Source organism: Amycolatopsis mongoliensis, assembly GCF_030285665.1.
GTDB classification, from domain to species: domain Bacteria; phylum Actinomycetota; class Actinomycetes; order Mycobacteriales; family Pseudonocardiaceae; genus Amycolatopsis; species Amycolatopsis mongoliensis.
This window is the reverse complement of sequence record NZ_CP127295.1, coordinates 7,309,419-7,330,128: the sequence shown is the minus strand read 5'-3', so window position 1 is coordinate 7,330,128 and position 20,710 is coordinate 7,309,419. Positions and strand designations below refer to the sequence as shown.

At 71.0% G+C, this 20,710-nt stretch carries 25 protein-coding genes and 1 pseudogene; 14 read left to right on the top strand and 12 right to left on the bottom strand.

Annotation, left to right across the window (positions count from 1 at the left end; all coding sequences use genetic code 11):
• Window positions 1-23 precede the first annotated feature (23 nt).
• A complete protein-coding gene (locus tag QRX60_RS35265) occupies window positions 24-797 on the top strand; it encodes an ESX secretion-associated protein EspG (RefSeq protein ID WP_285995766.1) in 774 nt (257 codons plus the stop codon).
• Between the two features lie 72 nt (window positions 798-869).
• Here the strand turns inward: QRX60_RS35265 and QRX60_RS35260 are convergent, their stop codons facing one another.
• From QRX60_RS35260 to QRX60_RS35245, 4 genes are read right to left on the bottom strand one after another with little or no spacing between them, the layout of a single operon-like run.
• The gene (locus QRX60_RS35260) at window positions 870-1,292 is read right to left on the bottom strand and encodes a hypothetical protein (protein ID WP_285995765.1); all 423 of its coding nucleotides are present in this window, start codon (window positions 1,290-1,292) and stop codon (window positions 870-872) included.
• Window positions 1,289-1,552 (bottom strand): YbaB/EbfC family DNA-binding protein, encoded by a 264-nt coding sequence (locus QRX60_RS35255; protein WP_285995764.1) that lies wholly within the window; start codon window positions 1,550-1,552, stop codon window positions 1,289-1,291. The genes QRX60_RS35260 and QRX60_RS35255 overlap by 4 nt, the downstream gene beginning before the upstream one ends.
• Window positions 1,549-2,565, bottom strand: a complete 1,017-nt coding sequence (locus tag QRX60_RS35250; RefSeq protein ID WP_285995763.1) for a CHAP domain-containing protein — start codon at window positions 2,563-2,565, stop codon at window positions 1,549-1,551. The genes QRX60_RS35255 and QRX60_RS35250 overlap by 4 nt, the downstream gene beginning before the upstream one ends.
• 1 nt (window position 2,566) lies before the next feature.
• Window positions 2,567-3,286, bottom strand: coding sequence for a transglycosylase SLT domain-containing protein (locus tag QRX60_RS35245; RefSeq protein WP_285995762.1), 720 nt, complete (start codon window positions 3,284-3,286; stop codon window positions 2,567-2,569).
• A gap of 139 nt (window positions 3,287-3,425) precedes the next feature.
• Here QRX60_RS35245 and QRX60_RS35240 point away from each other — a divergent pair, with 139 nt between their 5' ends.
• From QRX60_RS35240 to QRX60_RS35205, 8 genes are all read left to right on the top strand, one after another.
• Complete coding sequence (locus QRX60_RS35240; RefSeq protein ID WP_285995761.1) at window positions 3,426-3,926, top strand: L,D-transpeptidase; 501 nt, start codon at window positions 3,426-3,428, stop codon at window positions 3,924-3,926.
• A gap of 13 nt (window positions 3,927-3,939) precedes the next feature.
• Entirely contained in the window at window positions 3,940-4,707 is a 768-nt protein-coding gene (locus QRX60_RS35235) for a putative protein N(5)-glutamine methyltransferase (RefSeq protein WP_286003765.1), read from the top strand.
• A gap of 123 nt (window positions 4,708-4,830) precedes the next feature.
• A complete protein-coding gene (locus tag QRX60_RS35230) occupies window positions 4,831-6,135 on the top strand; it encodes a hypothetical protein (protein ID WP_285995760.1) in 1,305 nt (434 codons plus the stop codon).
• 44 nt (window positions 6,136-6,179) lie between these two features.
• Complete coding sequence (locus tag QRX60_RS35225; protein ID WP_285995759.1) at window positions 6,180-6,656, top strand: RNA polymerase sigma factor; 477 nt, start codon at window positions 6,180-6,182, stop codon at window positions 6,654-6,656.
• Window positions 6,653-7,246: a methylated-DNA--[protein]-cysteine S-methyltransferase gene (locus tag QRX60_RS35220; protein WP_285995758.1), complete on the top strand. Its 594-nt coding sequence runs from the start codon at window positions 6,653-6,655 to the stop codon at window positions 7,244-7,246. Before QRX60_RS35225 ends, QRX60_RS35220 begins: the two co-directional genes overlap by 4 nt.
• Before the next feature lie 500 nt (window positions 7,247-7,746).
• A complete protein-coding gene (locus QRX60_RS35215) occupies window positions 7,747-8,460 on the top strand; it encodes a 2OG-Fe(II) oxygenase (protein WP_285995757.1) in 714 nt (237 codons plus the stop codon).
• Window positions 8,457-8,834 (top strand): hypothetical protein, encoded by a 378-nt coding sequence (locus tag QRX60_RS35210; protein ID WP_285995756.1) that lies wholly within the window; start codon window positions 8,457-8,459, stop codon window positions 8,832-8,834. Before QRX60_RS35215 ends, QRX60_RS35210 begins: the two co-directional genes overlap by 4 nt.
• The gene (locus QRX60_RS35205) at window positions 8,834-9,322 is read left to right on the top strand and encodes a methylated-DNA--[protein]-cysteine S-methyltransferase (RefSeq protein ID WP_285995755.1); all 489 of its coding nucleotides are present in this window, start codon (window positions 8,834-8,836) and stop codon (window positions 9,320-9,322) included. Before QRX60_RS35210 ends, QRX60_RS35205 begins: the two co-directional genes overlap by 1 nt.
• Before the next feature lies 1 nt (window position 9,323).
• On the opposite strand, the gene QRX60_RS35200 is transcribed toward QRX60_RS35205, so the two are convergent.
• Entirely contained in the window at window positions 9,324-9,926 is a 603-nt protein-coding gene (locus QRX60_RS35200) for a LysE/ArgO family amino acid transporter (protein ID WP_285995754.1), read from the bottom strand.
• A 69-nt stretch (window positions 9,927-9,995) separates the two neighbouring features.
• Between QRX60_RS35200 and QRX60_RS35195 the strand changes: the two genes are divergently transcribed.
• On the top strand, window positions 9,996-10,874 hold the full coding sequence (locus QRX60_RS35195) for a LysR family transcriptional regulator ArgP (RefSeq protein ID WP_456298898.1): 879 nt from the start codon (window positions 9,996-9,998) through the stop codon (window positions 10,872-10,874).
• A gap of 323 nt (window positions 10,875-11,197) precedes the next feature.
• Here the strand turns inward: QRX60_RS35195 and QRX60_RS35190 are convergent, their stop codons facing one another.
• Both QRX60_RS35190 and QRX60_RS35185 read right to left on the bottom strand, forming a co-directional pair.
• Window positions 11,198-11,692: a hypothetical protein gene (locus tag QRX60_RS35190; protein ID WP_285995752.1), complete on the bottom strand. Its 495-nt coding sequence runs from the start codon at window positions 11,690-11,692 to the stop codon at window positions 11,198-11,200.
• Window positions 11,693-12,036: 344 nt separating this feature from the next.
• Complete coding sequence (locus tag QRX60_RS35185; RefSeq protein ID WP_285995751.1) at window positions 12,037-12,669, bottom strand: TetR/AcrR family transcriptional regulator; 633 nt, start codon at window positions 12,667-12,669, stop codon at window positions 12,037-12,039.
• A 65-nt stretch (window positions 12,670-12,734) separates the two neighbouring features.
• On the opposite strand from QRX60_RS35185, the gene QRX60_RS35180 reads away from it, so the two are divergent.
• Window positions 12,735-14,258 carry an FAD-dependent monooxygenase gene (locus QRX60_RS35180; protein WP_285995750.1) on the top strand — a complete coding sequence of 508 codons (1,524 nt, stop codon included), beginning with the start codon at window positions 12,735-12,737 and terminating at the stop codon, window positions 14,256-14,258.
• Window positions 14,259-14,298: 40 nt separating this feature from the next.
• Here the strand turns inward: QRX60_RS35180 and QRX60_RS35175 are convergent, their stop codons facing one another.
• Complete coding sequence (locus tag QRX60_RS35175) at window positions 14,299-15,318, bottom strand: hypothetical protein (RefSeq protein WP_285995749.1); 1,020 nt, start codon at window positions 15,316-15,318, stop codon at window positions 14,299-14,301.
• A 108-nt stretch (window positions 15,319-15,426) separates the two neighbouring features.
• Here QRX60_RS35175 and pip point away from each other — a divergent pair, with 108 nt between their 5' ends.
• Complete coding sequence (gene pip / locus QRX60_RS35170) at window positions 15,427-16,353, top strand: prolyl aminopeptidase (RefSeq protein WP_285995748.1); 927 nt, start codon at window positions 15,427-15,429, stop codon at window positions 16,351-16,353.
• Here the strand turns inward: pip and dmpG are convergent.
• Both dmpG and QRX60_RS35160 read right to left on the bottom strand, forming a co-directional pair.
• Window positions 16,350-17,411: a 4-hydroxy-2-oxovalerate aldolase gene (dmpG, locus tag QRX60_RS35165; protein ID WP_285995747.1), complete on the bottom strand. Its 1,062-nt coding sequence runs from the start codon at window positions 17,409-17,411 to the stop codon at window positions 16,350-16,352. The genes pip and dmpG overlap by 4 nt on opposite strands.
• Window positions 17,408-18,307, bottom strand: coding sequence for an acetaldehyde dehydrogenase (acetylating) (locus QRX60_RS35160; protein ID WP_285995746.1), 900 nt, complete (start codon window positions 18,305-18,307; stop codon window positions 17,408-17,410). Before QRX60_RS35160 ends, dmpG begins: the two co-directional genes overlap by 4 nt.
• A gap of 75 nt (window positions 18,308-18,382) precedes the next feature.
• On the opposite strand from QRX60_RS35160, the pseudogene QRX60_RS35155 reads away from it, so the two are divergent.
• Window positions 18,383-18,691 (top strand): annotated as a pseudogene (locus QRX60_RS35155) (OsmC family protein); the annotation flags it as partial.
• On the opposite strand, the gene QRX60_RS35150 reads toward QRX60_RS35155, so the two are convergent.
• Window positions 18,640-19,869, bottom strand: coding sequence for an MFS transporter (locus QRX60_RS35150; protein ID WP_285995745.1), 1,230 nt, complete (start codon window positions 19,867-19,869; stop codon window positions 18,640-18,642). The pseudogene QRX60_RS35155 and the gene QRX60_RS35150 overlap by 52 nt on opposite strands.
• A gap of 136 nt (window positions 19,870-20,005) precedes the next feature.
• Here QRX60_RS35150 and QRX60_RS35145 point away from each other — a divergent pair, with 136 nt between their 5' ends.
• Window positions 20,006-20,221 (top strand): hypothetical protein, encoded by a 216-nt coding sequence (locus tag QRX60_RS35145; protein ID WP_285995744.1) that lies wholly within the window; start codon window positions 20,006-20,008, stop codon window positions 20,219-20,221.
• 2 nt (window positions 20,222-20,223) lie between these two features.
• Here the strand turns inward: QRX60_RS35145 and QRX60_RS35140 are convergent, their stop codons facing one another.
• A complete protein-coding gene (locus QRX60_RS35140; RefSeq protein ID WP_285995743.1) occupies window positions 20,224-20,604 on the bottom strand; it encodes a hypothetical protein in 381 nt (126 codons plus the stop codon).
• Between the last annotated feature and the right edge of the window lie 106 nt (window positions 20,605-20,710).

Genomic DNA, 20,710 nt, shown 5'->3' with positions numbered 1-20,710 from the left:
CGCTCACCACGGGAAGGGGGACCATGGCGCGGCGCACCGCGACGGCGGCCGGAGTGATCCTGTCGCATCTGGAGTTCGATCTCCTCTGGGAGGACCTGGGGCCGGGCGGGCCACCGCCGTACCCGTTCGACGTGCCGGCGCACGGCGCCACCCACGCCGAGCGCGACGACCTGGGCGTGCGCGTCTTCGCCGGCCTCACCGAGGTGGGCCTCACGGACGGCGACGACGTCGACCCGGAGCTGGCGGACCTGTTCGTACTGCTGGGTGCGCCGTCGCTGAGCGTCGACGCGCTGGTGCTGGGCGAAGCGCCGTGGCGGTTGCTCGCGGCGGTGCGGGACGCGGCCGGGGTGCTCGCCGTGCTGGACGAGCGTGACCTGGTGCTGGAACCGTTGCGCCCGGCCGATCTGGTCCCCGCGGTGGCCCGGATGCTGGGCGACCTCGGGGCGGGCCCGGGCGACCAGCTCCGCCTCCCCCGCGCGGCGTACTCGGCGGCGATGGACGCCTACGCGCGCGGCGGGTACGACGCGTTCGAGCGGGCCTTGGGCGCGGCCGGGATCACCGGCCGCGCGGTGCGGCCGCTGGCGACGCTGGTCACGGCGGAGCGGTACGCGGCGGGCCAGCTGGCCGCGACCGGCCCGGCGGGCCGCACCCCGGTCCTGGCCTGGTTCGACACGGCGGCCGGGAGGTACGCGGTGACGCCGGAGGACGTGGCCGGTGAGCCGTGGGTGATGGTCACGCCCGCCGACGGTGCCTGGCTGGCCGACCGCGTGGCGCGGATGGTCGACGACGCCCGCTGACCCGCGTCTGCCGCGGCCGGTCGTGAGTGGGAAACAGTGTTCTAACCCTGTTTCCCACTCACGACCCCGCGGTCAGGTCGCCCAGGTCACCGGCAGGAAATCGTCGGGGTCGGGGTCCCGCCGCGGCCGGATCTCCGGTCCGCCCGCCACGCCGTGCGGCTCGCTCGCGGGCCGCACCCCGATCCGCGGGCCTTCCGAGCCGCCCCCGGCTTCCCCCGGCAGCAGGTCCCCCAGCAGCTCGCGTCCCTGCCGCAGGGCGTCCGCGCCGGCCTCCGAAGCCAGCCGCCGGATCGTCGCCGCCAGCTCCCCCGGTGACCGGTTCAGCGCCCACCGGTCGAACCGCAGGTCCACGAGCGCTCCGTGGAGATCGACCAGCACCGCCACCCCGTCGGCCGCCGCGGGGGCGCGGATCGCCGCCAGCCGCGCGCCGTACCCCGGATCCGGGGCCGCGAAAGCGTCGTCGGCCAGCTCGAGCGCCGTCTTTTCGGGGTTCACTGTGCCCGCCAGCTGTCCGGTGTGGTCTCTTCCGCGGCTTCGCCCGGCTCGGGCAGGCCGAGCGCGGCCACCCCGTCCCGGGTGTGCCACAGCGAAGCGGTGGCCCGTGCGGAGGCGGCCGCGGCCAGCACCAGGATCCGGCGCGCCAGCTCGTCCGGCTCCAGCCTCAGCGCCGAGGCCTCCAGCGTCAGCTCCTGCAACGCCCCGCCGGGCGCGACTTCCACGGCGACCGTGCGGTCCGCGGCTTTTCCGGTGATCACGGGTGGACCCCTCCGTAGAACGTGGACGCCGAGAGCGTGTGCGTGTTCCGGCGGACGGCGTCGCCGGAGTTGCCCTCGATCATCGTTACCTGGTTCCCTTCGACCTTCTCGACGATGCCGATGTGCGTGCTCGTCGACGTGTTCTGCGGGCCGGTGCCGAAGATCAGCACGTCGCCCGGCCGCGCCTCGTGCAGTGCGTGCTTGCCGTAGGCGTGGCCGTTGCGCTCTCCCCAGTGGAAGACGTCGCCGCTGAAGGGCAGCACCGGGATCTGCACGCCGGCCTTGCGCCACATCGCCGTCGCGAACGACGAGCACCACGCCGCGGTCGGCCCGTACGGGTTCCGGTTGCTGCCCGGCGGGTTCTCCCGGACGCCCAGCTGCGTGCGCGCCGCGTGGACGACGTCCTTGCCCCGTCCCGAAGCCTTGCTCGGATGCGTCGCCTTCGCCGGGTGCACGGGCTTGTCCAGGACGCCGTCGTGGGTCAGGTCCTTCCGCAGCTCGTGCAGTTTCTTCGCCGCCGCCTTGAGTTCCGCGTCGACGTGCCGCAGCGTCGAGGCCGACTGCCGCGTGTACTGCGGCGCCAGGTCGGCGGCGTGCCCCACCGCGCGCATCAGCGCGGCCTGCGTCCCGGCCGCGACACCCGCGTCGAGAACCTGCTTCGCCTGCGCGGTGTACTCGTCGACCAGCCGCTGCACGGCCGTGTGCCCGGAGTCCACTGTGGACGCCACGTGCGCGACGACCTTCTCCGCCGCCGCCCCGGCCGCGCCGGTGATCCGAAGCTCCTTCGTCAGCTTCGCGCTCGTGTGGCGGAAGCCGTCGGCGCCGTGGCCGTGCCAGTGTTCGAGGACGGTGGCGCTTTCCTTGTGGTAGGCGTCGTGCTGCGCGTCCAGCGTGCCGGCCACCTGGTGCAGGGCGTACTCGGCGCGGACGGCGTCCTCGGCCTTCCCGGCGAGCTTGGTGCGGTGCGCGAGGAGGTCCTTCGCGAAGGAGTGCGCGAGCGCGGCGGTGTCCATGTCAGTCCATTCCGTTCACCGCGGCAGCGGTGGCCGTCTCGTGGTCGCGGTAGGTCTTGGCGGCCTTCTGCGCGGCGCCGGCCAGCCCGTCGGCGTGCGCGCCGACGCCCTTGACCTGACGCTGCAGCGCCAGCACGAAGCCGGCGAGCGCGTCGGCGAAGCCCGACTCCCGGCCGATCTTGCCGAAGCTCTCGTGGCCGATCTCCCGGACGTCGCGCAGGTGCCCGGTCGCGGAGCCCAGCGCGTCGGCGACGTGCCGGGTCCGGCCCACGTAGGAGTGCAGCACCGCGTCGTCCACCCGGAGCGGGCCGCCGCTCGCGCCACCGGTGTGGGAGGGCTTGCCGTGGTGCTTCGCCACGTCTTGGGCGGCCCTGCGAGCGGCCGTGAGGTGGTGCTTGTAGGCGCCGTTCGTGTACGTCGACCAGGGCGTGAAGTCGTGGCCGTCCCCGGAGATGCTGTTCGCGACGCGGGCGTTGGTGTCCGGGTCGAACAGCTGGTCGTTCGACTTCAGGTGGTACTGGTGACGCCGCTCGGGACCGAGCGCGCCCAGCATGTTGATCTGCCAGAGGCCGTACGAGTCGTCCGGCGGGGTCGCGTTGTGCGCGGTCGTCCGGCCGCCGGACTCGGCCAGCGCGACCGCGACCGCGGTGGTCAGGCCCTGGCCGCGGAACCCGGCCTGGTAGGCGTGCCGGGCGATCTGCTCGGCGCTCAGCTTCGTCATGGTTCGACCTTGACCGCCCGGGTACCCGCCGCGGTAGCCGCGGTGCACGCAGGGACAACCCGGGTGCACGCCCGGCTCAACCTTCGGGGCCCTTCACCCGTACTGCACACCGGGAGGACCTTCGGCGAGGGGAAGACGGATGCGCGGAACCAGGGTGGTGCCCCTGCTGGGGTTGATGCTGGTCACGGTTTCGTGCGCGGCACCGCGCACGACGACGCCGAGCCCGATCGCCGAGCCGCTGCCGCTGACCCGGACGGCCACACCCACCCCCACGACGACCACGCCGCCGCCCGCCCCGCCGTGTGCCGTGACGACCGGGGCGTGCGTGAGCCTGGCGCAGCGGCTGGCCTGGCTGCTGCGGGAGGGCAAGGTCGTGCGCGGCCCGGTCCCGGCCGGCTTCGGACCGCCCGAACAGGCGACGCCGGCCGGGTCGTTCCACGTCGTGTGGAAGGACCGCGAGCACCGCAGCAGCGTGTACGGCACCGACATGCCCAACTCGGTGTTCTTCGCCGCCGGCGGGATCGCCTTCCACGCGGGACCGCTCGACGCGCCGTCGCACGGCTGCGTCCACCTCACCGACGCCGATTCGGCGGCGTTCTTCGACGGCCTGAGCGTCGGGGACGCGGTGGAGGTCCGGTAGCCTCGGTTCCTTGCTGGACACTTCGACTGTCGTCTCGCGGCTGCGCGCCGCGGGTTGCGTGTTCGCCGAGGACGAGGCGGACCTGCTGATCGCCGCCGCCACGACGCCGGCGGAGCTCGGCTCGCTGGTGGAACGCCGCGTCGCCGGGCTGCCGTTGGAGCACCTGCTCGGCTGGGCGGAGTTCCACGGCCTGCGGATCACCGTGCGGCCCGGGGTGTTCGTGCCACGCCACCGCACCGAGTTCCTGGTCGACGTCGCCGTCTCGCTCGCGCCGCCCGATCCGGTGGTGCTCGACCTGTGCTGCGGCTCGGGTGCGCTGGCCGCCGCGTTCGCCGCCGCGCTGCGCCCGCGTGAGCTGCACGCGGCCGACGTCGAGCCCGCGGCCGTCGCCTGTGCCCGGGTGAACCTCCCCGGCGCGCAGGTCCACGAGGGTGACCTCTACGACGCGCTGCCGTCGTCGCTTCGCGGCCGGGTCGACGTCCTCATGGCGAACGTCCCGTACGTGCCTTCGGACGCCGTCGCGACCATGCCGCCGGAAGCCCGGCTGCACGAACCCCGCGTCGCGCTCGACGGTGGCACGGACGGCCTCGACCTCGCCCGCCGCGTCGCCGCGGGCGCGTTGCAGTGGCTCGCGCCCGGCGGGATCCTGCTCACCGAATCGAGTGAACGGCAGGCTCCGGTATTGGGCGGGATATTCGCCGCGGCCGGGCTGACGCCGCGCGTCCACGAGTCCGAAGAGCTGGGCGCCACGGTCGTCACCGGGATCGCCCCGGCGTCGTGATTTGCCCGATGGGGCAACGACTTCCGTTCACTCCTTCGTCGGAGTGACCACCCGGATCGGGCTGCGCTAGCGTGGCAGCCCTTGTCCGTGAATCGATTTCCGGACCGGCCGGAATGGGGAGCGATGCCGAATCGAAGACGGGTCGCCTGCGCCCTCGTCACCCTCGTCACGGTGTTCACCGCCGTCCCGGCCACCGCGCACGCCGCGCCGGACCGCTCGGTCGGCGTCTTCCGCGAGGTCCCGGCGGGCGTCCCGCTCTCGAAGTCCCTCGACCTGCGGAAGCTGCCCGCGGCAATGCCCCAGGCGCAGCGGGCTCTGGTGTCCGGGCTCGACCAGAACGTCCCGACGCCGGTGACGTTCGACGAGTGCCACAAGGACATCCGCGCCGGGTACTGGACGAAGAACCGGTTCGCCGGCTGCACCATCACCGACATGGCTTACCAGCGCTACGCGTGTCCCGAAGCGGGCTGCGCGGTCACCGGCACGGTGTGGGCGCGGGTCATCTCGACCAGCAACCTGCTGCCGGCGCAGCGGAAGCTCGAAGTCGCCACGCGGATGGTCGGCTGGTCGCTGTCCGGCGTGGTCACCGACGCGATGCAGTTCGGCATCTCGATGAGCTGCAGTCCGCGCTACACCACCGGCAGCGCGCACTGCGACACGCCGTCCGCGCAGGTCGTCAAGAGCATCGCCGACTGGCGGGCGCAGTCCGACGAGACGCACGTGTTCACCATGGAAGGCACCGACGTGCCGGTGGCGACCGACTCGCCGGCGGTGCAGGCCGAGCAGCGCACCTGGTACGTCGGTGAGCGGCACCTGGTCGCCGAGGACACCGGCGACCGGACGACGCTGGTGACCGGCGCCCACAGCGCCTCCCTGCGCTGCGACGTCGCGCGGCTGCTGAACCCGGCGTACGCGGCGGGCAGCGACTGCACGTTCGGGTTCCAGCCGCTGTACATCCTCGACAACTCGGCGACGTCCGGCTTCCCGGCGTCGGCGGCACTCGTCCGGGCCGCGCTGGTGAACTTCCCGAGCACGTACCCCGGCACGTCCCAGGGCCACCTGGCGCCGGGCAACCCCGGCTACCAGGGCGGGAGCGCGGGCCGGTCGTACCCGATCACCCGGCTGTTCTACGACACGGCGGCGCAGGCGACCCACCGCGCGACCGCGGAGCTGGCCTGCACGCAGCACTGGGGCCCGGGGTACGCGACGCGGCCGGACGGGCAGGTCAACGCCTGCGCGGTCTACCCGTTCGACACCACCTACGACGGCGCGACGCTGCCCGCTCCCGGCGTCGACCGGGGTCCGTCGTACGCCGTCCAGCCGGTGCTCGACAGCGACTACCAGGCACTTCTGGCGAGCATCGGGCAGTTCGTGGTGAACAACCACATCCTCGACGGGGACGGGTACTGGGTTTACCCGTACGCGTGACAAACTCGATCTCACGTTGCGGCGTTCCCGGACGTCTACAAGGTGTGATCGTGAAACCGTTCGAGCAAGTCGTGGCCGAGCACGGGCCGATGGTCCTCCGGGTCTGCCGGGCCGTGCTCGGCCCCGCCGACGCCGAAGACGCCTGGTCGGAGACCTTCCTGGCCGCCCTCAAGGCGTACCCCGATCTGCCCGCCGAGGCGAACGTCCAGGCATGGCTCGTCACGATCGCGCACCGCAAGGCCATCGACGTCACCCGCGCGCAGGCGCGCCACCCGCTGCCGGTGGGCGAGATCCCGGACCGGCCCGGCGGCACCGGCGTGCCGGACAGCGACCTGTGGGACGCGCTCGCGAAGCTGCCGGACAAGCAGCGCACCGCCGTCGCCTACCACTACCTGGCCGGGCTGCCCTACCGCGAAATCGCGGAGATCACCGGGGGCAGCACGGACGCCGCCCGCCGGGCGGCCGCCGACGGCGTCAAGACCCTGCGGGCCACCTACCCCTTGGAAGGAGCGCACTCATGATCGACATCATCCCGTCGCTTCCGGTGGCCTACGAAGTCCTGCCGGACCGCCTGCACGAACGGCTGACCACCGCCGCGGAGCGCGAGGGCCTGCTGGACGTCGCCTACCGCACGCTCGACACCCCGGTCGGTTCCCTGCTGCTGGCGGCGACCCCCCAAGGTCTGGTCAAGGTGGCCTTCGACCGCCAGGACCACGAAGCGGTACTGGCCGACCTCGCGTCGGCGATCAGCCCCCGGATCCTCCGGGCACCGGCCCGCCTCGACCTGGTGGTCCGCCAGCTGGACGAGTACTTCACCGGCGGCCGCCGAGCATTCGACGTCCCGCTGGACTTCCGCTTGGCGCGCGGGTTCCGCCTGTCGGTGCTGGAGCACCTGCCGGAGATCGCGTACGGCCACACGGAGAGCTACGCCCAGGTGGCAACGGCGGCGGGAAGCCCGAAGGCGGTCCGAGCGGTCGGCACGGCGTGCGCGCTCAACCCGCTGCCGGTGGTGGTCCCCTGCCACCGGGTAGTCCGTTCCGACGGCTCGTACGGCCAGTACGCGGGAGGCGAGGAAGCCAAGCGCACCCTGCTGACGATGGAAGCGGCCTGAGCTACCTCCTGGCCGTCGGCCGGCGGCTTGTAGCCGTGCCGAGGAGCGCGACGACCCACGCCTTTGAGCCCGACCCGCACGCTCCGATCCAGCGAGCTTTCCCCGGCCGGCGGAGCACCGCGAGCAGGGCGGCCACGCCCTGCTCGCCTCGGCCCCGCGAAGCCGACCACCGAAGGCCGGTGCGCGCCGCAGCCACGCCGGCCGAGCTGTTCACCCTCCGGCTGCCGGCGGCCACCACATCACCAGCACAGCAGCCGCCCTACCCGCACCCGGCACGCCAGTACCTGTCGCCGCCTACCAAGCCGCATCGCCCCCGCCCCCAGCATCTACCGCAACCACACCGCACCTCCACCTGCGTCCGGTACATGGCCGATTCGGCCCGATGTCCGCGCCGAGGCACACCCCCGACCCGGCGTCCGGAGTACCGGTAGCGGCAGCGTCGGCCCAGGAAATCTCCCCACCCCATCTCACGTTTCGCCCCTCCAGGGCGTCTACCCGGTATGAGCACTTACGAGAACCGCGTCGCCGCGGCCGATTGGGGCGCGGTGGCCGCCGAGGTCGATGACTACGGCTGCGCGCTCCTTCCCCCGCTGCTCACCCCGGCCGAGTGCGCGAAGCTCGTCGCGCTGTGGGACCAGCCGGAGCACTTCCGCGCGACGGTCAACCTGCGCCGCCACCGCTTCGGCGACAACGGCGACTACCACTACTTCGCCGAACCGTTCCCGGAGCCCGTGCAGCGACTGCGGCAAGCGCTCTACCCACGGCTGCTTCCGATCGCGCAGGACTGGTACACCCGGCTCGGCCGCGAGCCGGAATGGCCGTCCACTTTGGACGAGTGGCTGGCGGTCTGCCACGACGCCGGCCAGCGGCGGCCGACCCCGATCCTGTTGCGCTACGAGACAGGCGGCTGGAACGCGCTGCACCGCGACCTCTACGGCGACAAGGTGTTCCCCCTGCAGGTCGTGATCAACCTCAACGACCCGGGCACCGACCACACCGGCGGCGAGTTCCTGCTGGTCGAGCAGCGCCCCCGAGCGCAGTCGCGCGGCACCGCGACACTCATCCCGCAGGGCCACGGCCTGGTGTTCACCACCCGCGACCGCCCGGTCCGCTCGGCCCGCGGCTGGTCGGCGTCACCGGTGCGCCACGGCGTTTCGGCGGTCCGTTCAGGCCGGCGGCACACCCTGGGCCTGGTATTCCACGACGCGGCATGACCGACGCGGAACTCGAGGCGCTCGTGGGGTTGATCGGCCAGGCCCGGCACGTCGTGATCGGCACCGCGGCCGACCCGGTCTCGCGAGCCGACGGCGAGCGGATCGCCGCAGCGTGGGGCGGCCTGGTGCTGGCGACGGTGACGTGGCCGGAGTCAGCGGCGTCGTGGCTGCGCCAAGCCCGGCGGTTCGCGGCGCCGGAGCCGGACATCTGGATGGTCAGCGCCACCCCGGCCGGCTGGGCCGGCATGACACGGCGGCTGCGGATGTCGACGTCGTGGAGTCCCGGCAGGACGGTCGTCACGGCGGCCCTGGCGAACTTCCGGCTACCCGGCGTACGCGGCGCCTGGGCGGACGGCACAACTTGGGAGGACTGATGAAGCACACTCTGGTGGATTCCCCGATCGGCGAGCTCACCCTGGTCGGCGACGGCGACGTCGTGACCGGCCTGTATTTCCCGCACCACTGGACCCGGCCGGACCGGACGACGTTCGGCCCGCGCGACGACGACGCGTTCCCCGACACTGTCCGCCAGCTGAAGGAGTACTTCGCCGGGCAGCGCACGGAGTTCGCCGTGCCGATGCGCGCCGAAGGCTCTTCCTTCGACCGTGCGGTGTGGACAGAGCTGGCGACGATCCCGTACGGCTCGACCGCGACCTACGGCGACCTCGCGAATGCGGTCGGCGGACTGCCACACGAAGTCGGGGCAGCGGTCGGGCGGAACCCGTTGAGCATCCTGGTGGCGTGCCACCGCGTGGTCGGCAAGAACGGGAAGCTGACGGGCTACGCGGGCGGGTTGAAGCGCAAGCAGTTCCTGCTGGAGCTGGAGCGCCCGCCGGCATCGGAGCGCGGACAACTCTGGTGAGTCACACGCGGCTGAAGAGCATCGTGACACCTAGGCCCGTCATCGTCACGGCGATGACGACATCCAGAACGCGCCACGCCACGGGTCGCGCAAACACACCTGCCAGCTTCTTCGCACCGAAGCCGAGCGCGCTGAACCACACGGCACTGGCGACGCATGCGCCGAGCCCGAAAAGCCACCGTCCATCGCCATGGGCGACGGCGACCGAACCGAGCAGCAGGACGGTGTCGAGATAGACGTGCGGGTTGAGCCAGGTGAAGGCAACGCAGGCCAGCACGGCCTTCCGCAGCGGCGTCTGTTCGGCACCGACGGTCATGACGGAGGGCCGAAACGCCCGCCGCGCGGCAAGCACCCCATAGCCGAGCAGAAAAATCCCACCCCCGACGGCGATCACCCCGATCGCCGTCGGCCACTGCCGGATGACGGCCCCGATCCCGGTGACCCCCAGCCCGATCAGCACGAGGTCCGACCCAGCGCAGATGACGACCAGCGGGGTCACGGCGCCGCCCCGCAGTCCTTGCTGCAGGAGGAAGGCGTTCTGCGAGCCGATGGCGACGATGAGGGACAGGCCGGTCCCGAACCCGGCGAGGAGCAGTGGCAGCACCCCGCCACGGTATGACCGTCTTGCTGGATTACTCCAGCTAAAGATTCTTACGTAACATTAGCGTCCGTGATGTCAGATCTCCCGCTCGACCAGGTCAGAACCCTCCTGGCCGTAGTGGACGAGCAAAGCTTCGACGCAGCGGCGGCGGTGCTGCACGTGACGCCGTCCGCGGTCAGCCAGCGGGTGAAGGCTCTGGAGCAGCGCACGGGCCGCGTGCTCCTGCTCCGCACGAAGCCGGTCACGCTCACCGAGTCCGGCCAGGTATTGATCCGCTTCGCGCGCTCACTGGCACAGCTGGAATACGACGCGCTGGCCGAATTGGGCCTCCGCTCCGCGACCCGGACCCTGTCGATCGCGGTTAACGCCGACTCCCTCGCCACGTGGTTCCTCCCCAGCTTGGCCCGCCTCCCGGAATCCCTCGGAATCTGCTTCGACCTCCAACGCGAGGACCAGGACCACACGGCCGCGCTCCTGCGAGAGGGCCTGGTGATGGCGGCGGTAACGGCTTCACCCCAACCAGTCCAGGGCTGCACATCGGTCCGCTTGGGCCGCATGCGCTACCGGGCGATGGCGTCCCCCGCGTTCATCGCCCGCTGGCTGACCTCACCCTTGCCAACCTCCCTGCCGGCAGCACCAGTGATCATGTTCGACCGCAAGGACGACCTGCAGGATCGCTTCCTGCGCAGCCTGACACGCCGCCGAAACTTCACCCTGGTCCGCCACCACATCCCGGCATCAGAGTCATTCGTGGACGCGGTGGCAGCAGGAATGGGCTGGGGCATGGTCCCCGAGATCCAAGCGGCCCCCCGCGGCGACGCCCTGGTGGACCTGGCCCCAGACCGCCCGCTCGACGTACCGCTGCACTGGCAGCAGTGGAAGCTGGACTCCCCCGCCCTCGCGGCGGTCGCAACAGCAGTGGCCGAGGGCGCGAAGACCGCACTCCGCTAAGCCAGCGAGACCCCTCAAAACGACCAAATGCTGCAGTGCGAGCGGCCCAATCAGCACTCTCAACGGGCATGAGGATTCAAGTCCCCCCAGGGCCGTCTAGCTTGCCAGGGCCCGAGGGTGACTGCCGCGGCGTCTAGAACGCAACTGGCCCAACAAGTCTCCGATCCTAGTGGTCGGGTGTGCTGTTGAAGGGTATCCAGGCCATGAATGGCGGCGACGGTCAGAGCTTACTTGGGCAGAGATCGGATTCCAGTGACGCCACCATCATCCGATCTGACGGTCCGACAGTTTTGCCAATTGTAATTCAATTGATTTCATGAGCATCAGGCGGCCCGAATTACGGCCCTGGAATCCATCAGGACAAGCTGGGTCGGGAGACTGACTACACCCTTTGTGAATCCGTTCTTCTCTAACGTTTCAACACTGTTTGCAAGAACACCTGACGACTCGCGGTCAGCCAAGTAAATGGATAGCTGAAAACGACCCGGAGTACCTAAGTCGAATTCGCCGTTCCATATTCCATCCGACGAAACTTCGAGCTTCTGCTGAGGATACCAGTCGCCCGGATCGGCCGTGCGGACGATGAGCCAGAGGTCGCCGTCTTTTGGCAAATGATCTGCGCGTCCAGATATTTTCTGATTCTCGCCAATCAGTGTTGCGTTCTGATCAAGGCTCGAAATCGAGGCCGCCGGCTCCCGTAGCCATGCGATCCAGTCCCCGATCAGTGGAGTGGCAGCGAGAAGCAGCGCTGCGACAGAGACCACGAGACTCCACCGCGCGATCTTGTCAGTGCGCGACCAAGTACCTTGCTTCTTCATGCCCACCTACGATGCCGCTTGGAGGATTGCGTGAGGCTCAGACCAGAGGTCGCCAGTCGGCACCAAGGACGCACATGTATTCCAAGCTTTCACTTGAACGGACGAACGCTGACCCGTTGCCGGCTGCGCCGATCGGGCTAGCGGCTCGAGATCATGTGATCGAGCCTCGGAAGTCCTTGCTGAAGCATGACGCCAATTAGGTCACACGGACCCGAGAAAGACGTTGGCAACGGTCGGCCCGTTGCAGAAACAATGATCGTCAATGGTCTTCAGTTGTCGACGATGGCGAGTCGGCGTTGATAGAGGCACCTGGTAGACAAGGGCTAGTCCGAAGTCAGGTCGATTCAACGCGGCTTGGCCGGGAACTCTCCCACTCCACGCTCCACCAGATCGAAAGCCTGATCGATCACCTCGACCTGCTCCCGCCGAACCACCTCGGCATCATTGCCGGCCACAATCCGCCCCATGGCGTGTGCGAAGACCGTCGTGATCGCCGTGGTCAACAGTCCCGCCACCATCCGGGACCGGAACGCGTCCCCCGTCTCCGCGACGAACACCTCGGCGAACGCGTCCGCGATCTCCCGCTCCTGCTCGTACCACCGGGCCATCAGCGCGGGACTCGACGTCAGCACCCACCAGAACCCCGGCCCGCCCGCGATGGCCCCGGACAGCGGATGGCCGGAAGCCAAGAGCGCGTGCTGGTGCGCGCGCAGAGCAGCGCAAGCCGATACCCCCGCCGGCCGGGATCGGACCACCTCGGTCAGCTCCGCCAGCCGGTCCGCGTGGCGGTCCAGGAAGAGATCCTCCTTGCGCGGGAAGTAGTTGAACACCGTCATCTTCGACACGCCCGCCGCTTCGGCTATCTCCGCCACCGTCACCTCCTCGAAGCCTCGCTCGATGAACAGGCCCGAGGCCACGTTCGAAATCAGCTGGCGCGTGGCCCGCTTCTTCCGCTCGCGCAGTCCGTGATCCGCCATGAGCCGAGAGTATAGACCGAGCCCAAAGTTTGACTCGGTAAAAGTTTCGCGGCATCATCGGAGCCATGAACTGGGATGTGGTGATCTCCGGGGGCGGACCGGTCGGGCTGATGCTGGCCTGCGAACTCCGGCTCAAGGACGTGAACGTGCTCGTCGTCGAACGGCTCGCCGAGCCGGACCTGACGATCAAGGCCGGGTCGGTCAACCTGACGACCGCCGAGGCCTTCTACCGCCGTGGCCTGCTGCCCGCGGTGGATGCCGTGGTGCAGCAGAACTTCGACAAGATCCAGGAGTTCCTGAAATCGCGAGGCGCGGGCGGGGGCGGGCCGAAGCCCGCGATCCCCGTCGGGCACTTCGCCGGGATCATGGTCGCCTCGAGCGGCGTCCACTTCGACGATCCCGCCTTCCGCGACGTCGGGCCCGCGGCGAACGTCGTCGTGATCCAGCAGCAGGCCGTCGAGGCCGTCCTCGCCGAACGCGCCGCCGAGCTGGGCGTCGAGATCCGGCGGGGCGTCGAGGTGACCGGGTTCGATGCCGACGACGATGGCGTGACCGTGCGGTTCGGCGACGGGAGCGAAGAACACGCCGGCTGGCTCGTCGGGGCCGACGGGGGCCGCAGCTTCGTCCGCAAACACGCCGGGTTCGAGTTCCCCGGGACCGATCCCGCCGTCACCGGCCGGCAGGCGCTCGCCGAGCTCACCGGCACCGATGCCCTGCCCGGCGGCTGGCAGCACGGCAACGGCGGCCTCTACGTCCACGGGCCGATGCCCGGCCGGATGCTCACCGTCGAGTTCGACGGGCCGCCCGCGGACCGCGACGCCCCGGTCACCGCGCAGGAGCTCGAAGACAGCTTCCGGCGGGTCTCCGGCGCGGACGTCCGGGTGACCAAGGTGCACAGCGCGACGCGCTTCACCGACAACGCGCGGCAGGCGACCACCTACCGCAAGGGCCGCGTGCTCCTCGCGGGCGACGCCGCGCACGTCCACTCCCCCTTCGGCGGGCAGGGGCTCAACCTCGGCATCGGCGACGCCGTCAACCTCGGCTGGAAGCTCGCCGCGACCATCCACGGCTGGGCGCCCGACGGCCTGCTCGACACCTACACGACCGAACGGCACCCGATCGGCGAGTGGGTTCTCGAGTGGACGCGGGCGCAGGTCGCGCTGATGCGCAGCGACGTCCGGACCAAGGCGCTGCGCCAGGTCGTCACCGACCTGCTGCTCACCGACGACGGTGCGACGTACCTGGCCAAGAAGCTCTCCGGCGTCCTGCACCGGTACCCGATCGAGGGCGAGCACGACCTCACCGGCCGCGGTGCGCCCGACTTCGCGTTCGCCGACGGCACCCGGCTCGGCGAGCACCTCCAGGACGGCCGGGCGCTGCTGCTCGACCTGGCCGAGAACGCCGAGCTGCGCGAAACCGGGAGTGGCTGGGCCGGCCGCGTGACCACGCTGACGGCGAAGTGCGTCAGCGAGCCGTCGCTCACCGGTGTGCTGATCCGGCCGGACGGGCACATCGCCTGGGCCAGCGAGGGCGGCGCCACGACCGGGCTCGACGCTTCGCTGCGCCGCTGGTTCGGCAAACCCGCCTGACGCCGGGGGCGCGCCGGGAAGCCGGCGCGCCCCCTCGACCTCAGTAAGCGACGGCGAAGGCGTGGCTCATCGCGTCATAGTGCTTCACCGTCGAACCGGTCGCGTCGGGCAGAGCGCCCGACGCCATCTGAACAGCGCCCGTCGAGCCGCTCACCCAGTCGGTCTTGACGTAGAAATTGAACTTCGGCACGCAGCCGTTGCCCGTCGCCGCCGCGAAGCGGGTGTTCAGCGGGACCACGTAGTGGTGGACGTCGCGGCGGACCAGCGCCGTCACGCTCGACGAGGCGTCCGACTTGCACAGCGTGCCGTCGGCCTTCCACTGGTTGACGAACAGTGTCACCCGGGCGGTCATGCTGTTCACCGGGCAGCCGTCCTTCGGCTCGGGGTAGCACGCCATCAGCTCCATGTCGCCGAACACGCTGAGCCCGGTCACCGGCGCCATCTCGAAGACGTTCGAGGCCGGCTCGCGGACCGTCGAGGCTGCCGAACTGAGGCCGATGACGCGGCCGGGAGGCGTGTCGCCGTCGTCGGCCTGCGGCGGCGTGCCGGCGGTCGTGTTCGCGACGCTGGTGTCCGCGAACTTCAGCTCGCCGCTGACCAGGCTCACGGTCGAGTTGCCCAGCCCGAGGTTCGCGCTCCGCAGGTACGTCGTGCACGTGACGGTGCCCGCCGCGCCCGGGTGGACCAGGAACCGCGTCGTCACGCTGATGTCCCGCAGCGATGCGGGGGCGCTGGTGGCGCTCGCGATCAGGACGTTCTGCCCGAGCACCTCGTTCTTCGTCCAGCCGCTCGTGCTCGAACAGCGGACCTCGTTGTCGATCAGCGTCGTGTTCGACGCGTTGTTCGCGCGCAGTGTCGAGTAGACGTACGCGGTCTGGTTGGCCGTCATCGGCAGCTGCACCGAGCCGAGCGCGCCGACGTACTGGGTCTCGTGCGGCGAGGTCACCGTGCGCGGGGTGAAGGTCACCGCCGTCGCCGCATTGGCCGCCGGAGCGGCGCCGAGCAGCCCGGCGAACGTGGCCGCGCAGGCCACGGCCGCGGCGAAGATCCTGCGTTTCATCGAAGTCCCCTCAGCTGAAGTGGAATGATCAACGGGACCGATTCTGTCGGCCGGAGGCGCGGCGCGGACCGGTCAAGACCGGACGTTGACCGAAAGAGGACACCCGCCATGGCCGAGCTGTTCCCGCCGATCGAGCCGTACGACCAGGGGCTCCTCGACGTCGGCGACGGGCACCGGATCCATTGGGAGACCTCCGGCAACCCCGAGGGCAAGCCCGCGGTCGTGCTGCACGGCGGACCCGGTCAGGGCAGCGCGCCGGGCATGCGGCGGATGTTCGACCCCGCCCGCTACCGGGTCGTGCTCCTCGACCAGCGCGGCTGCGGCCGGAGCGTGCCGCACGCGACGACGTCGGTGCGCGACAACACGACCGAGCACCTCGTCGCCGACCTCGAACGGCTGCGCGAGCACCTCGGCATCGAGCGCTGGCTGGTGACCGGCGGCTCGTGGGGCACGACCCTGGCCCTGGTGTACGCCGAGCGCTTCCCCGAGCGGGTCTCGGAGATCGTGGTCAGCGCGATCAGCACCACGCGCCGGTCGGAGATCGACTGGCTCTACCGCGGCGTGCGCCGGTTCTTCCCCGAGGAATGGGCGCGGTTCACGCTGGGCGCCGACGACGACGTCGCGGCTTACGCCGAGCTGATGTCCTCCTCGGATCCGGCGGTCCGGGACCGCGCGGCGGCCGCGTGGCGCCGGTGGGAGGACGTCGTGCTGTCCCTCGAACCGGGCGCTCCCCCGGTCCAGGACGAACCGGTGGACGACGCCACGCTCGCGTTCGTCCGGCTCACGACGCACTACTACGCGCACGCCGGCTGGCTGGAGGAAGGCGCCGTGATCCGCGACGCGGGGCGCCTCGCCGGCATCCCCGGCGTGCTGATCCACGGGCGGCTCGACCTCAGCTGCCCGGTGACGACCGCGTGGGAACTGGCCGAAGCCTGGCCCGGTGCGGAGCTGCTGGTCGACGACCACTCCGGGCACCGGGCCAGTGACGTCAAGCGGGGCTGGAAGCTCGCGGCACTGGACCGCTTCGCGCGCTAGCCCTTCTGCTCCGCGGCCAGCGTCACCGCGACGTCGATGATCATGTCCTCCTGGCCGCCCACCAGCGCGAGTTCGCCGCAGCGGCGCAGGATCGCCTGCGCCGGGACGCCGTACCGCTCCGCCGCGCGCTCCGCGTGCAGCAGGAAGCTCGAGTACACCCCGGCCCAGCCCTGCACGATCGCGTTGCGGTCCATCTTCGGCCACCGGTTCAGGTACGGGCGGACGATCTCCTCGGCCCCGTCGAGCAGGGCGCCGACGTCGAGTCCGGTGTCGATGCCCAGGCGGTCGAACACCGCCGCGAGGACCTCCGTCGGCGAGTTGCCGGCGCCCGCGCCGAGCGCGCAGAGCGACCCGTCGATGTAGCGGACCCCGGCTTCGTACGCCAAAACGGAGTTCGCGACGCCGAGCGAGAGGTTCTGGTGGCCGTGGTAGCCGACCCACGCCGTGTCGCCGACTTCGGCCACCAGTGCATCGAACCGTTCACGGGCTTCGTGCATCAGCAGCGCGCCGGCCGAGTCCGTCACGTACGCCGCCTGGCAGCCCGCGTCGACCATGATCCGCGCCTGCTTCGCGAGGTCCTCCGGCGGCGTCCGGTGCGCCATCATCAGGAACCCGGCGGTCTCCATGCCCAGTTCGCGCGCCAAGCCGAAGTGCTGCGGCGAGACGTCGGCCTCGGTGCAGTGCGTCGCCACCCGGACCATTTCCGCACCGGCGTCGAAGGCGCGCTGGAGGTCCTCGGCCGTGCCGATGCCCGGCACGAGCAGCACGGCGATCTTCGCCTGCTTCGCCTCTTCACGGGCCGCGGCGATCAGCTTCAGCTCGTCGACCGCGGAGAAGCCGTAGGTGAACGACGAGCCGCCGAGGCCGTCGCCGTGGGTCACCTCGATCACCTCGACGCCGGCGCGGTCGAGCGCGCGCACGGTGTCGCGCACCTGCTGCTCGGTGAAGCGGTGGGCCATCGCGTGGCTGCCGTCGCGCAGCGTCGTGTCGACGATCCGGACGTCGTGGTTCAATTGCGGGCGCCCAGTGTCCATTGATTCGTTCGCAAGCTCACTCATGCCGGCACCTCCTGCTTCGCGCGGGCCATCAGCTCGCCGACGCGGGCGGCCGCGGCGGTCATGATGTCGAGGTTCCCGGCGTACTCCGGCAGGTAGTCGCCGTTGCCGCGGACCTCGAGGAAGATCCCGACCCGCGCGTTGCCGCCCCAGTCTTCGCGCGCGTCGTCGAACTGCGGGTCCGCGCGCAGCGTGTAACCGGGCACGTACTTGCCGACCTCGTCGACCATTTCGTGGATCGACTCGGTGATCGCGTCGCGGTCGGCGTCGAGCCCGATCGCGCAGAACACGGTGTCCCGCATGATCATCGGCGGCTCGACCGGGTTGAGGATGATGATCGCCTTGCCGCGCCCGGCGCCGCCGATCTCGGCGACCGCCTGCGACGTCGTGCGCGTGAACTCGTCGATGTTGGCCCGGGTCCCCGGGCCCGCGCCGCGCGAGGCCACCGACGCGACGATCTCCGCGTACGGCACCGGCGTCACGCGGGAAACCGCGTGGACCATGGGGATCGTGGCCTGGCCGCCGCAGGTGATCATCGAGACGTTCGGCGCGTCGAGGTGCGCGCCCAGGTTCACCGGCGGGCACACCATCGGGCCGAGGTGCGCCGGGGTCAGGTCGATCGCCTGGATGCCGGCTTCCTCGTACCGCGGGGCGTTGGCCGCGTGTGCCTTGGCCGACGTCGCCTCGAACACGAGCTCCGGCAGGGGGTCCTGCCGCAGCAGCCAGTCGACGCCCTCGGCGGACGCCGAGATCCCTTGCGCGCGGGCGCGCTCGAGCCCGTCGGACTCGACCACGCCGACCACGTAACCGACTTCGAGAACTTCACTGCGTCGCAGCTTCGCCAGCAAATCGGTGCCGATGTTGCCGGGGCCGACGATCGCCGCCATCACGGGAGCCATGTCCCCGACCGTTGCACCGCGTCGGTGGGCAGGACAGTCTTGCGTTCCGGCCAGTGGAACATCGACACTGGGGCCATGGCATTCGAAGTCGTGGCAGGCGCCGGTTCCCTGCAAAGCGAGACGGGCGTGCGGTTCCCCCACCGCTGGACTTCCGGCGGCGTCGGCGTGGACACCGAGTTCACCGGCGGCCACCTGCTGAACCTCGCCGCGGCGGGGTGCGTCCTCAACGACCTGTACCGCGAAGCGGAGCAGCTCGGCATCGAGCTCGCCGGGGCCCGGGTGACGGCCTCCGGCGGGTTCGACACGACGACGTGGACCTCCACCGGCATCGCCTACTCCGTCGAGCTCGACTCGCCGGCTCCGCCCGACGAGCTTTCGCGGCTGCTCGAGGTCGTCGACGCGGTCGCCGAGATCCCGCGTGCGCTCCGGGCCGGGGTTCCGGTGCGCCGCGCCCCCTGAACCACCGCCGCCGCGGCCAGTGCGACGACTCCCCCACCGGTCATGACGGCCGGCACGGAGACGGCGTCCACCACGAAACCGCCGGCCAGCGCACCGACGGAGATCGTCGCCTGGAAGGACGCGGTGAACAGGACGGTGGCCGCTTCGGGGGCGTCCGGCGCCTCGCGGGCGAACCAGGTCTGGGAGCAGACCGGGACCGCGCCGTAGGCGACGCCCCACACGATCAGCAGGGCGAGCGCGCCGAGCGGGCCGGCGTGGGGCAGGAGGATGGTGGCGGCCGCGATCAGGAGCGCCGCGGGGGCGAAGGTCAGCCGGCGCGCCCCGGCCAGGAAGGTGCCCGCGATCCCGGCGGCGCCGTAGGCCAGGAGATAGCCGCTGAGCACGCCCGGGCGGACCACGTCCCGCAGCAGCGGGGTGAGGTAGGTGTAGGTGCCGAAGTGGGCGAGCACGACCAGGAACGTCACCGCGAGTCCACTTCGGACACCACTCCTGGTCAGCAGTCCCTTCAGGACGGCCGGGCGCGTGACTTCCGTTGCGGGCAAAGACGGGGTGGCGATCCGGAGGGCGACGGCGGTGGCGAGACTCAGCAGGCCGAGCAGGAGGAAGGCCGTCCGCCAGCCGGCGAGCTGCCCGGCGAGGGTGGCGAGCGGCACGCCCAGGACCGAACCCAGCGGAACGGCGGAGAAGATCACGGCGGTCGCCCGGCCGGCGGCGGCCGTCCCGGCGAGCCGCGGCGCCAGGCCCGAGCCGATCGACCAGAAGCCGCCGATGACGAGCCCGACGAGGAACCGGGCGGCGAGCAGGATGCCGAAGGTGGGCGCGGCGGCGGCGAGCAGGCCGGCGGCCGCGAGCAGCAGCATGAGGACGACGAGCATGGCCCGCCGGTCGAACCGCCCGGTGGCGACGGTGACGACCGGCGCGGCGACGGCGGCGACGATGCCCGGGACGGTCATGGTCCAGCCGGCGGTGCCGGCCGAGACGCCGAAGCCGTCCGCGATCGGCGTCAGCAGGCCGATCGGCAGGATTTCGGTGGTGACGATGGCGAAGATCCCGACGGTCACGGCCGCGACGGCGGCCCATCGGCTGGGCGGGGGTGTGCTCATGACGCCCCAGTAGACCGTCGGCGGAGCGCGGTGGCTGGCAGGTTTGCGACAGCTCGGGGTCACGTCGGATTCCCGCCGGTTTGATCCACTCGCCTTCGGGGCAGATCCGGGGAGAGTTCCCGACGGAGGAGGTCCGATGGCCGAGCGGCGTTGGCATTTCATCCCGAGCACGGCTCCGCTGTGCTGGCTGAACCTGGGGGTGGGAGGGGTACTGCTGCTGTCGAGCATTCTCACCTTGGTGCGGACGGATTCGCCGGCCCCGGTGCTGTCGGTGATCGCGGGAGTGGCGGCGGTGGCGCTGATCGTCCTCGCGACGGTCGGCTTGGCGCGGCCGGGTCTCCGCGGCCGCTGAGCTCAGGGGCGTTCGCAGCGCTGGTTCTCGATGTCCCAGTTTCCGCCGCTGTCCAGGCAGCCGGTGAACTCGCGCTGTCCGTCGACCCAGGCCCGGTGGCCCGCGCAGACGTCGTATTTCCGTTCGTCACCGTCCCGGCACTGGTAGCCGAACCGTGGAGGCTGCCGGGTCGGTGTCTTGCGGACCGACGTCTTGGTGGCGGCGGGAGCCGTCACACTCGAGGTCGGGGGCACGGTGACGGTCACGACAGGCGTCGGCTCGATGGTGACCACGGTTTCGGTGGTGCTGGACGGGGCCGGGGCACGTGCGGGCGACGGTGAGGCGCCACACGCCGCCGTCGCCACGCCTGTGACGAGCAGCATTCCCCACAACCACGACTTCATCAGCACACCTTCGACGACTTCAGGGCCGTACCGTGGTTCCGTCGGGAGGACGCGGTGATGGTTACCGCGGCCGGGGCATTGTCGCCGGATCGCGATGTGCGCCCGT